At 56.2% G+C, this 11,862-nt stretch carries 11 protein-coding genes; 7 read left to right on the forward strand and 4 right to left on the reverse strand.

The window, feature by feature from the left end; all coding sequences use genetic code 11:
- Positions 1 to 385 precede the first annotated feature (385 nt).
- From nirB to MKFW12EY_RS10510, 3 genes are read left to right on the forward strand one after another with little or no spacing between them, the layout of a single operon-like run.
- Positions 386 to 2,926, forward strand: a complete 2,541-nt coding sequence (nirB, locus tag MKFW12EY_RS10500; RefSeq protein WP_054761572.1) for a nitrite reductase large subunit NirB — start codon at positions 386 to 388, stop codon at positions 2,924 to 2,926.
- A complete protein-coding gene (gene nirD, locus MKFW12EY_RS10505) occupies positions 2,926 to 3,258 on the forward strand; it encodes a nitrite reductase small subunit NirD (RefSeq protein WP_054761571.1) in 333 nt (110 codons plus the stop codon). The genes nirB and nirD overlap by 1 nt, the downstream gene beginning before the upstream one ends.
- A 4-nt stretch (positions 3,259 to 3,262) precedes the next feature.
- Entirely contained in the window at positions 3,263 to 4,180 is a 918-nt protein-coding gene (locus MKFW12EY_RS10510; RefSeq protein ID WP_221054505.1) for a PhzF family phenazine biosynthesis protein, read from the forward strand.
- Positions 4,181 to 4,236: 56 nt separating this feature from the next.
- Here the strand turns inward: MKFW12EY_RS10510 and MKFW12EY_RS10515 are convergent, their stop codons facing one another.
- The 4 genes from MKFW12EY_RS10515 to ygfZ all read right to left on the reverse strand — a co-directional run bounded on the left by MKFW12EY_RS10515 (position 4,237) and on the right by ygfZ (position 8,858).
- Complete coding sequence (locus MKFW12EY_RS10515; RefSeq protein WP_064026850.1) at positions 4,237 to 5,967, reverse strand: DEAD/DEAH box helicase; 1,731 nt, start codon at positions 5,965 to 5,967, stop codon at positions 4,237 to 4,239.
- 121 nt (positions 5,968 to 6,088) lie between these two features.
- A complete protein-coding gene (locus MKFW12EY_RS10520; protein ID WP_054761568.1) occupies positions 6,089 to 7,063 on the reverse strand; it encodes a COX15/CtaA family protein in 975 nt (324 codons plus the stop codon).
- A 12-nt stretch (positions 7,064 to 7,075) separates the two neighbouring features.
- Entirely contained in the window at positions 7,076 to 7,918 is an 843-nt protein-coding gene (locus MKFW12EY_RS10525) for an HDOD domain-containing protein (RefSeq protein WP_064021524.1), read from the reverse strand.
- 13 nt (positions 7,919 to 7,931) lie between these two features.
- A complete protein-coding gene (gene ygfZ / locus MKFW12EY_RS10530) occupies positions 7,932 to 8,858 on the reverse strand; it encodes a CAF17-like 4Fe-4S cluster assembly/insertion protein YgfZ (protein WP_221054506.1) in 927 nt (308 codons plus the stop codon).
- 78 nt (positions 8,859 to 8,936) lie between these two features.
- Between ygfZ and MKFW12EY_RS10535 the strand changes: the two genes are divergently transcribed.
- The 4 genes from MKFW12EY_RS10535 (at position 8,937) to MKFW12EY_RS10550 (ending at position 11,854) form a co-directional block, all read left to right on the forward strand.
- The gene (locus tag MKFW12EY_RS10535; RefSeq protein WP_054761565.1) at positions 8,937 to 9,362 is read left to right on the forward strand and encodes a protein YgfX; all 426 of its coding nucleotides are present in this window, start codon (positions 8,937 to 8,939) and stop codon (positions 9,360 to 9,362) included.
- Positions 9,363 to 9,367: 5 nt separating this feature from the next.
- Positions 9,368 to 10,237: an HDOD domain-containing protein gene (locus MKFW12EY_RS10540; RefSeq protein WP_221054507.1), complete on the forward strand. Its 870-nt coding sequence runs from the start codon at positions 9,368 to 9,370 to the stop codon at positions 10,235 to 10,237.
- On the forward strand, positions 10,234 to 11,424 hold the full coding sequence (locus tag MKFW12EY_RS10545; protein ID WP_054761561.1) for a sensor domain-containing diguanylate cyclase: 1,191 nt from the start codon (positions 10,234 to 10,236) through the stop codon (positions 11,422 to 11,424). Before MKFW12EY_RS10540 ends, MKFW12EY_RS10545 begins: the two co-directional genes overlap by 4 nt.
- A 112-nt stretch (positions 11,425 to 11,536) precedes the next feature.
- A complete protein-coding gene (locus tag MKFW12EY_RS10550; RefSeq protein ID WP_054761556.1) occupies positions 11,537 to 11,854 on the forward strand; it encodes a hypothetical protein in 318 nt (105 codons plus the stop codon).
- Positions 11,855 to 11,862: the final 8 nt, after the last annotated feature.

An 11,862-nucleotide genomic window follows, 5' to 3' on the forward strand; every position in this document is an offset into this window, starting at 1 on the left:
TGTATGCCATCGTGATTCGTTCGGCTGGCAAGGGTTATGGCGGCATTGATGCATCAATCTGGTGCAAAATGCCGCGGAATTTGCGTTATTTGAGTGCGCTAAGCTGCCAGGCTCTCCGCACCAGCTACGCTAACGCCGATTTTTCAATGTCTTAAGAATTGGCATGTATTTTGTTTAGAAAATATCAAGTCTTGTCTGTAGACTTACCCCGGTGTTGAATTGGACAAAGGCGTCCTGCTTGAATGAGCGTGCTCATTCGATCAGGGCGCCTTTTTTTTTGCCGAAAAACCGGGCGGCCGGACAAACTTGGAACCATTTGCCTTCGCCGACCCATCGCGGGCCGGGTTGGCGTTTGCGGAATAATCTGAATCGACAGAGGCCTGAGATGAGTAACAAACAAACCCTGGTTGTGATTGGCAACGGCATGGTTGGCCAGCATTTTTTGAGCAGTTTGGCGGGCAGTGCGGCAATGGCGGACTATCGGGTGGTCACGTTTTGCGAAGAGCCGCGCCCTGCTTACGACCGCGTGCATTTATCGGAATATTTCGCCGGCAAAAGCGCCGAAGATTTGTCTCTGGTCGAGGCCGGCTTTTTCGCCGAGCACGGCATCGAAATCCATCTGGGAGACAAAGCGGTGGCGATCGACCGCGTCGCCAAGCAGGTTACGTCGGCTAAAGGCCTGACGATTGCTTACGACAAACTGGTATTGGCGACCGGTTCCTATCCGTTCGTGCCGCCGGTGCCGGGCCACGAACGCCCGCAGTGCCTGGTATACCGCACCATAGAAGATCTGGAAGCGATACAAGCGGCGGCGGCGCAATCCAAGGTCGGTGCGGTGGTCGGCGGCGGCTTGTTGGGATTGGAAGCTGCCAAGGCCTTGAAAGACTTGGGCTTGGAAACGCATGTGATCGAATTTGCGCCGCGCTTGATGGCGGTACAGTTGGACGAAGGCGGCGGCGCGATGCTGAAACACAAAATCGAAGCGCTGGGCGTCAACGTTCATTTGAACAAGAACACCACGTTGATCGACGACGGCGTTCAGTGCCGGCACAAAATGAATTTCGCCGACGGCCAGGTATTGGAAACCGACATCGTGTTGTTTTCGGCCGGCATTCGGCCGCGCGACGAAATGGCCCGCCAATCCGGTTTGGAAGTTGGCCCGCGCGGCGGCATCGTCATCGATAACCAGTGCCGTACTTCCGACCCGGACATTTACGCGATCGGCGAATGCGCATTGTGGAACGGTCAAATTTTCGGTCTGGTTGCACCGGGCTATACCATGGCCAGAACCGTCGCCGCGGCTCTGAACGGCGACGCGGCCAGTTTTACCGGCGCCGATATGAGCACCAAACTCAAGCTGATGGGCGTCGATGTCGCCAGCATCGGCGATGCCCACGCCAGAACGCCGGGGGCGCTGGTCTACACCTACCAGAACGGTTCGGCCGAAGTCTATAAACGTTTGGTGGTCAGCCAAGATAAAAAGCATCTGCTCGGTGCGGTATTGGTCGGCGATGCCGCCGGCTACGGCACTTTGTTGCAGTATTGCCTGAATGGTATCGAGTTGCCGGAAAATCCGGATTCGTTGATTTTGCCGCAACGCTCCGACCAATCGGTGGGGCTGGGGCCGGACGCACTGCCGGCGTCGGCGCAAATTTGCTCCTGCCACGATGTCAGCAAAGGCCAGGTCTGCGGTGCGATCGAAGCCGGTTGCCTGACGCTGGGCGATTTAAAAGCGCAGACCAAGGCCGCCACCGGCTGCGGCGGTTGTTCGGCGCTGTTGAAGTCGGTGTTGGACTGCGAATTGGGCAAGATGGGCGTTGCGGTCAGTACCGACCTGTGCGAGCACTTTGCCTACACCCGCCAGGATTTGTATAACCTGGTCATGGTCGGCCAAATCAAAACGTTCGACGAATTGCTGGACAAACACGGCAAGGGCTTGGGTTGCGATGTCTGTAAGCAGGCGGTCGGCTCGATTCTGGCGTCTTACTGGAACGACTATATTCTGGAAAAACCGCATATCGGTCTGCAAGATACCAACGACACTTTCCTGGCCAATATGCAGAAAGACGGCACTTATTCGGTGGTGCCGCGGATCGCCGGCGGCGAAATCACGCCGGATATGTTGATCGTGCTGGGACAGGTCGGCAAAAAATACAATCTGTATACCAAGATCACCGGCGGCCAACGCGTCGACTTTTTCGGTGCCCGCCTGGAGCAGTTGCCGGCAATCTGGAAAGAACTGACCGACGCCGGCTTCGAATCCGGCCACGCTTACGGTAAATCGCTGCGCACCGTCAAATCCTGCGTCGGCAGCACCTGGTGCCGCTTCGGCGTCGACGACAGCGTCGGTCTGGCGATAGAACTGGAAAACCGCTACAAAGGGTTGCGGGCGCCGCACAAAATCAAATTCGCCGTATCCGGTTGTACCCGGGAATGCGCCGAGGCCCAGGGCAAGGATATCGGCGTCATCGCCACCGAGAACGGTTGGAACCTGTATGTGTGCGGCAACGGCGGCATGAAGCCGCGCCACGCCGACCTGTTGGCCACCAATCTGGACAAGGAAACCCTGATCAAATATATCGACCGGGTGTTGATCTTTTACGTGCGGACCGCGGCCCGGCTGCAACGCACTTCGGTCTGGATGGAAAACATGGAAGGCGGCCTGGAGTATTTGAAGTCGGTGGTGATCGACGACAAGCTCGGTATTGGTGCCGATCTCGAACAGCAGATGCACCATGTCGTCGACACCTACCAATGCGAATGGAAAACCACGTTGCAGGACGAGCAGCGTCTGAAACGGTTCCGCCATTTCGTCAACAGCGACCAAGCCGACGACAACGTGGTGTTCGTCGAGGAACGCGGCCAAATACGGCCGGCCAACGACTTCGAGCGTAAACATTTTAAACTGGTAGAGGAGGCCGCCTAATGAGCAGTTGGATCGATGTCTGCAGTATCGACGATTTGCAACCGGATTCCGGCATTTGCGCTTTGGTTGGCGGCCGGCAAGTCGCGATATTTTTCTTGCCGCGGCGGCAAGCGGTTTACGCGATCGGCAATTTCGACCCGTTCAGTCGCGCAAACGTGTTGTCGCGTGGCATGATAGGCGATATCGGCGGTGAGCCGATGGTCGCGTCGCCGATGTATAAGCAGCATTTTCATTTACATACCGGCGTGTGTTTCGAAGATCCCAGCGTCGCAACGCCTGCATACCGGGTCAGAATCGACCGCGGCAGGGTAGCAGTGCAGTTGCCGGAGTAAAACGATGAAATTTCGCTATTACATTGCCGACGTGTTTACCCGGCAGATATTCAACGGCGCCCAAATTGCCGTGTTGCCGCAGGCTAACGGCCTCAACGCGGAAACCATGGCGGCCATCGCCAGAGAATTGAACTTGCCGGAAACGGTATTTGTGTTCCCGAACCTGAGCAGCGCTAACGGTCGGCGCATGCGGATTTTTTCGCCGTTGGGGGAGATTCAGTTCGGCGGCCATGCCATCGTCGCCGCGGCTTACGTGTTGGCCGAGTGCGGCGATATCGCACTGACCGATCCATTGACGCCGTTGTTGCTGGAACAAAACGTCGGCGTGATCGAAGCCAATATATCCAGCGTCGGCGGCAAACCGACCTTGGTTCAGTTCAGCCGCCGGGTCAGCGCCGTAGTCGACCGTTTCGCGCCGCGCGACGAGGAACTGGCCCAGTTCCTCGGTTTGCAGATTGCCGAGCTGGACCATAAAAAATATACGCCGCGTCTGGTTTCCTGCGGTTTTCCGTATTTGGTGGTGCCGGTGTGGAATTACGAATCGGTGCGCAAGGCTCGTTTCAATTACACGGCCTGGAGCCAATCCAGCGCGCCGCAGACCGCGGCGCAGGAGATATTGTTGTTTGCGCCGAAATCGCCGAACCCGGAAGCCGATTTCACGTTGCGGCTGTTGGGGCCCAACATCGGCATGCACGAAGATCCACCGGTCGGCAGTGCCACGCCGGCATTTTGCAGCTATCTATGTTCCTTCGAACATACGCGCAAGGGTACCCATGTGTTTGCGGTCGAACGCGGCCACCACGCCGGCCGCCGCAGTTTGATTCAATTGGAAATGGACAACAAGCAGCAGGAGTATCTGACGATTCGGGTCGGCGGACAGGCGGCGATATTTGCCGAAGGCAGTATCGATTTGCCGGAATGAGGTCCGGCGACGGCAGTTGCGGCCGGCGCGATTCGCGCCGGCGTTATTTGCGGGGATTATTCGCGGTTTTTACTGCGTTTCGAGGTTGAACCGACGCGCTTTTTGCTTTTGTCTTTCTTGACCAACGCCGCATCGAAACGGGAAATGTTCAGCGGTTTGCCGGCGACGCGTACCTTCTTCAACGCCTGAAACAGGTCTTTGGGCATGCCGGCCGGCAGTTCCACGGTACTGTAATGCTCCTCGATTTTAATGCGGGCGATATGGTCGCCGTCGATGCCGGTCTCGTTGGCAATAGCGCCGACGATATTGCCGGGTTTGACGCCGTCGGCGCGGCCGACCTCGATCCGGAACATTTCCATTTCCACTGCACCGACCCTGCCTTTTTCCCGGCGCGGGCCGCGTTCGCCGCGCTCGGTTTGCGGCTTGGTGTCCGCATCCTTACGCGGCTTTTTGCCGCTGTCTTTCAACAACAACGGCGTATCGCCTTGCAACAGTCTGGCCAGTGCGGCGGCGATGTCCATGGCCGGAACGTTATGTTCGACCTGGTATTGGTTGATCAATTGCGTATAAAAACTCAGCTCTTCGCCGGCCAGGGTGTCGGTGATGCGCTGTTTGAATTTGTTGATCCTGGCGTTGTTGATGAACTCGGTCGACGGTAGTTGCATCTCCTCGACTTTCTGTTTGGTGGCCTGTTCGATGTTGGCCAACAGGCGTTTTTCCCGCGGCGACACGAACAGGATCGCGTCGCCGGTGCGGCCGGCGCGGCCGGTGCGGCCGATACGGTGAATATAGGATTCGGTGTCGTAGGGAATGTCGTAGTTGACGACATGGGTAATGCGGTCGACGTCCAAGCCGCGGGCGGCAACGTCGGTGGCGATCAGAATATCCAGCTTGCCGCTCTTCAGATTGTCGATGGCGCGTTCGCGCAGCGCTTGCGACATGTCGCCGTTGATCGCCGATGCGGAAAAGCCGCGCGCTTCCAGTTTCTCGGCGACTTCGATGGTTGCCGTTTTGGTGCGGACGAAAATGATCATGCCGTCGAAGTTTTCCGCTTCCAGGATCCGGGTCAACGCATCCATCTTGTGCAGGCCGCTGACGAACCAGTATCGCTGGCGGATATTGGCCGCCGTGGCGGTTTTGACCTTGATCGTGACTTGTTCCGGGTTAGTCAGGTATTGCTGGGCGATTTTACGGATCTCGCTCGGCATCGTCGCCGAGAACAGCGCGGTCTGCCGGGTGGGTGGGGTTTGTTCCAGGATCCACTCGACGTCGTCGATGAAGCCCATCCGCAGCATTTCGTCGGCTTCGTCCAGTACCAGGGTTTGCAACTGGTCCAGTTTCAACGTGCCGCGGCGCATGTGGTCCATGACCCGGCCCGGCGTACCGACGATGACATGCGCGCCCCGGTTCAGTTGGCGCAACTGGCTGGTGTAGTCCTGGCCGCCGTATATCGGCAATACGTGGAAGCCTTTGATGTGGGCGGCGTAGCATTGAAAGGCCTCGGCCACTTGGATGGCCAACTCGCGGGTCGGCGCCAACACCAGCGCTTGCGGGTCTTTTTGCTTGATGTCGATGCGGTTCAGAATGGGTAGCGCGAACGCGGCGGTTTTACCGGTGCCGGTTTGGGCCTGGCCCAGTACGTCGCGGCCGGCCATCACGAACGGAATGATTTGGGCTTGGATCGGGGAGGGGGTTTCGTAACCGACGCTTTCCAGCGCTTTTAAAATGGGATCGGCAAGGTTCAGATCTTTAAAAGAAGGCGTGGTTGCGGAGGGCGTATCGGACATTAAAAATACCTGTAGATGAAAAGAGAACGGCCGGCCGGGAAGCGAGCCATGGCCGGCATTGTAACGCAGTTCGGTTGAATATTGCTTAACTTATTGATAATAACAGAAAAAAATCGATAGGCTATGCGGCCCGGTTTGCCGAATAAGTCAGGCAGATAAACAGGAAAAACTGGGCGCCAAAAATCAGGTTGGCCATCAACAGGTGTACCGGTTGGGCGAAGGCCGGAAAACCTAACCGGTCCAGACTGACTCCGGCCAGGATAGCCGTCACGATCAAACCGGCCAATACATAGCCTAGGCGCAATAACAGACTGCCTGGGGCGGCCTGCTCGCGGATTTTCCAAACCAGCCACAGGTTGGTGAACAGAATGATCGATGAAAACGAGCGGTGCACGTAAAAGATGATCGGAAAACTATCGCGCCAGTATTGGCGTTCGATGTAGCTGTGCTCGTGGGCGATGTAGTCGACCGCTTCGCGTACCTGGGTACCCATTGCGATTTGCAATAAGGTCATGCCCATCGCAACTTTCAACACCGTCGCGAAGCGCGGCGTCAGCCAATGGCTATCCACGGCTTGGAGCAAAGGTTTCTGCGAGCGGGCGATGGCATAAATCAGCAGCGCGACGATGCCCAGGGCCAGCAACATGTGCAGGGTAATCATCAGCGGTTTCAGATTGCTGGCCACCACCGCCGAGCCCAGCCAGCCTTGAAAACCGACCAATAAAAATACCGACAGTGCCAGGTAGAAAATGGTCTTGTCGGCTTTCAAATAAATGCGCGAAGACCAGGCTGTCAGGAAAATCAAGCAACCTATCGTCACGCCGACCAAGCGGTTGGTATATTCGGTCCAGGTTTTCACCGGATTGAACGCGGTATTTTCGTAACCGCGCGCGGCGTAAATTTCATGGTAATTGGCCGGCAATTGCGATTCGTCGGTGGGCGGCACCCATTGGCCGAAGCAGGTCGGCCAGTCCGGGCAGCCCATGCCGGCACCGGAGGCGCGGACGATGCCGCCGACCAGAATCACGAAATAAACGGCAAATATGGTCAAAGCGCCTAAGCGGCGGAAACGGGCGGCAGCCTGGTCGTCTATCATGGTGGTGCTACGTTATAAAAACATGGATTGGGCGAGTTCGATTTCTTCCGAAACGCCTTCGATTTCCAATATCTCGGCATCGGCTTGCAGGCCCAATTTGGCAAAGGCCGGAACGGTATTCCAATCGACCCGGCAAGCGGGGTGGTCGGTGCCGGCGATGCTTTGCAGAAAGGCAACCTGCACCAGATCGACATAATCGGCTTGCGGGCCGGCATCTCGTTGAAAATCGACGTATTCCGACGGCACCAATTTCAATTCTTCCGGAAAATTCCAGGTGTTCATGATGATTTTGCCGACGTGCGGATGGGCTTTTTCCAAAAGTTTGTCGAGCCGGGAAGGGCTGTCGCGGAATTCCGGAATCTTTTCCACCAAGGTCAATATCGGTAACTTGCCGATCTGGTGGATCAGGCCCGCCAGCATGGCCTCGTCGGCATTCAAATGCGGTACGAAAGCGCTCAGGGCGCGGGCGATCGCAGAGACGTTGACGCCTTGTTCCCAAGTCTTGCGGAAATAGGTTTCCAGCAACGCGCTGGTCGGCGTGAACATTTGCTGCATGATCAAACTGGTGATCAGGGTGCGGATCGTGTTGTTGCCGAGCCGGGTCACCGCCATTTGGATGTTTTTGATCTCCACCGCGCCGCGGTACAGCGGACTGTTGGAGACCTGGATCAAGCGCGCCGAGATCGCAGCGTCGGTGGCAATGATTTCGGCCAAGCTTTGCGCAGTGGCGTCGCCGTTACTGACCGCGTCTCTGACTTTGATTGCCACGTCCGGCAGCGTCGGCAATACCAGGCGGTTGGCGTCCAATTCCTCTTGTACGTGAACCAGAAAGTCTTGAACCGATTTGAATTGCATGAATGAGTTTCCGTTATTGAGCTGAAACCAGCGTCAGTTGTGCGTGGTTATCGCCGTCAAGTATAAGGTTTTTTGGCATGCCATCAACTATTTGCAGGACTAGCAACAAGCGCGTGTTGCCTGCCCAGGCCGCCGCCGCCAGCACGGTGCCGGCCATTTCGCATTCCAAGTCCCGCACGGTCGAACCCGGCTGCGGTAGCCTGGCGCCCGAGTAATCGGCGACAAACAATGCCCGTTTTACTTTGCCCAGGTAATGGGTGCGCGCCACGATTTCCTGGCCGGTGTAACAGCCTTTGTTGAAACTGATGCCGCCGAGCCGGTCCAGATTCAGCATCTGCGGAATATGCTGTTCCGATTGTTCCGGACCGAACCAAGGTAAGCCGGAGTCGATGTCGCGGTAACGCCATTCGGCCAAGGAACCGCGTGCAACACCCTGCTGCTCGGTCAATGCCTCCATTTTTTCGGCTGCCAGGCTTTCCGGCAAAAGCCACAAAAACCGGGGCGCAGCAGGTAATTTGATCACCGGTTCGGGAGACAAGGCCACGCCAAAATCGGTTTGTGCCGGCTCCAGGCCGGCGGTCGGGCCAACGCAGCCGCTTATGCCGCAAATCGCTAACCGCTTATCCTGCGCCAATTGCACTTTGGCACGCAGTACGTATCGGCGCAATTTATCGGCTACCGTATCTCTTAGCTCGCTGGGTAATATCAGCACAAATCCCAGCGGCGTTTTTACAACCAACAGCGTGCTGATGACTCGGCCCTTGGCATTGCAAAGAGCGGCTATGCTGGAGTGAGAGTCGCTCAGCTCATCGATGTTGCAGGTCAATTGGCCTTGCAAAAAAACGGCCGCATCGGTGCCGGTCACTTCGATGGCGGCCAACCCGGTGTCGCCGTATATTTTTTCGGGAATATTCGCGTGTTCTGCCGTTAAGGCTGGCATAGGGTCTACAATCATAACGCTGTCAAAACCATTATCGATCCGGTTAGTTTACCCTAGCTGGAACAAGGCGACCGGTTTGTGTACAAAAATATCGAGCAGAGCGTGGATTTTAGTTTAGGCGTTTCCAGACAACGCCGCTGGTGTGTTAGTTTTTCGCACCTGTCGGCCTTGGCCGGATGCTGGTTCAATGCAATGCCGCTCGGTTACCGGTCAGTTCTAATTGTGCTGGTTTGTTTGAGTTGGGTTGCGGCAGTCCTGGCCGAAAATAGATCGGCTATAGTTTTACGCTACAGTCAGCAGCGGGGATGGTCGGTGCAGCAAGGTCGCGGCGATTTCCAGTCGATCCGTTTGCGGCATACGTCGGTTGTTAGCCGGTTGCTGGTGGCGCTACATTGGCTGGGCGAAAACGATATCCGCGGCGCGCTGGTGGTGTTTCCGGATATGCTGCAGCCCGACCAGTTTCGCAGGCTGTTGGTCTGTTTGAAAATTACTGAAATTGGCTAAGACGCATGAACGGAAACGCCCAGACCATCCCTTTTCAGGTCGGTTCATTGAAGAACCTGCCGGCATTACCCGAGGCCAGTGTGCGAATACTGGCTGCCGTCAACACGCCCGATATCTCGATAGACAAGTTGACTTCGGTTCTGGCGCTGTCGCCGGGTCTGGTGGCCCGGCTATTGGGCTTGGCGAATTCGGCTTATTTTGCCCGAGGCGCCGTGGTCAGCGACTTGCGTACCGCCATTTTTCAGGTGCTGGGTTTGGATTTGGTCAAATCGCTGGCTTTGGGAATAGTGTTTAACGTGCAATTCGACACTCGCAAATGCCTGCAATTCGACACCGAGCGGTTTTGGAGCGAATCGTTATTGACCGCGATTGCGGCGCAAAGACTGGCAGCGGACTGTCGGCAGCTGCAAGCCTTCTCCGCATCTACGGTTTACACCAGCGGCTTGTTGTTGAATATCGGCTTGCTGGCGCTGGGCTTTCTGTTGCCCGACCAGATAAATGGTATTTTGGTCAAATGCAATGCTTCGGGGATGGCGGTCGGTGGCGAAATCGCCCGGCAACTCGGGCATAGCCATTACCAACTTGGCTACGTGCTGCTGAACAAGTGGCAATTGCCGACGGTATACCAATCGGTGCTTTACAACTACCGGCAACGCGACTTCTCCGGCCCCGAGCGGCCTTTGCTGGTTTTGCTCAGGTTGTCCCGCCAACTGAGTGCCGGTATCGCTTCCGGCAAGCCGATCGACCAAGCCGCGATCGATGCAGCTTGCCATGAGTTGGAATTGGCTATAGAGATGGTCGAAAACACCGTCGAGTGGCTGGGTGAAAACAAACCGGCGTTGGATAGTTTAGCCGGCATCATGGGGGGGCGATGAATCCGCAAACGCCCAACGCCAGCTTCGGGCAACCTGGTGGCGTGCACGATCTGGTTATCGATTTGTTCAATGCGTTGTCGGCGATAAAACAGTTGTCGGAACTCGATTGCCAGGTCGACGACGAGGCGAAATTGGTAAAACAGGCGCTGGCCAGCTTGATTCAATACCAGGACATGGAGCGTTGTTCGTTCTTCATGCTGGATGATGCCGGCATGCTGACCAATCTGACTGGAATCAGCGTAGAAGAGTCGCCGCAATCGGCCGCAGTCCGCGATAAACCGTTAACGTTCAAGGTTGGCGAAGGCGTGATCGGTGCTGCGGCAGCCAGCGGCGAGTTGCAGCACTGCCGCAATTGTGCGGAAGACCCGCGTTTCGAAAAAACGGCGGTTGCGGCCTTGCCTGGATCGTTAATCAGCGTACCGGTTTTCACCCTGAACCGGCATCTGATCGGCGTCTTGAACGTGTCGCACCCGCAACCGTTCTATTTCACCGATTGGCATATCCGTTTGCTGGAAGTCTACAAAAATATCCTCGGCCAATTAATCACCACCAGACGCTTGGTTCGGCAAATGGAGCGGCAAATCGCGTCGAGGACGGCGGAGCTGGAAACGCTGGTCGCCGAAACCAATCAGTTGAAAGAGCATTTCGCCAGCATGTCGATGCACGACCAATTGACCGGTCTGCACAACCGGCGCTTTTTTTACGACCAAGTCGAAATCGCGATTGCCCAGCACGCGCGTTACCACACCAGCCTCTGCCTGTTGGTACTGGATATCGATCATTTTAAAGTCATCAACGACCGCTTCGGCCACTTGTTCGGCGACCAGGTTCTGGTCGGCGTCGCTTCCGCGTTGAAGCGGCAAGTTAGAAGCACCGATATTCTGGTGCGTTTCGGCGGCGAGGAATTCGTGCTGATTTTTACTAACACCCCCTGCGATAACGGTAAGGCGTTCGGCGAACGGATTCGCCAGGAGATCAGTAAGTTGGAATGGAACGTCGGCGGCGAAACGGTCAATGTCACATTGAGTATCGGTCTTTTTTGCCTGAACGCAGACGCCTGTCCCGGTAGTCTGGCGCCGGATATCGACGAAATGATCAACTGTGCCGATACGGCGCTCTACCAGGCCAAAGCCAATGGCCGCGACCAATTGGTCGTATTCGAAGACCAGAGATTGCGCGGCGATTAACGTTGTCGGCTCAAATCGGTTGTTCTGCGCCATCATCGATTCTAAAATCGGCGCGACTGTCATCAAAGTGGGGAGCGGCGTCAGGTTCCCTTGGTTTCTGGGAGGAGATCGAATGAAACAAATGTTACCGCAAGGCGTGTTATCGCTGGCATTGATATTGGCAAGTTGGTCGGTGCAAGCCGACCAGGCCAGCGACATGCAAAAAATGCTCAACGATCAGGTTATGGCCAAGCCGTTCAGCGTTGAAGACGAGGCCAAACTCAACAGCTACATCGAAGAAGCGACCAAACGGGGTACGCCGCCGAAATCGGAACCCAGCAAATATTGGCGCCGCGGCTACACCTGCAACGATTTGCGGCGTTACTCTTGGAACGATTACCGCGATTGCAGCTACTACTACCGTTATTACGGCTATTATTGGCCGTATTGATTTCTAGT

Origin of the sequence: Methylomonas koyamae, from assembly GCF_019669905.1 — a bacterium.
Classification (GTDB): Bacteria; Pseudomonadota; Gammaproteobacteria; order Methylococcales; family Methylomonadaceae; genus Methylomonas; species Methylomonas koyamae.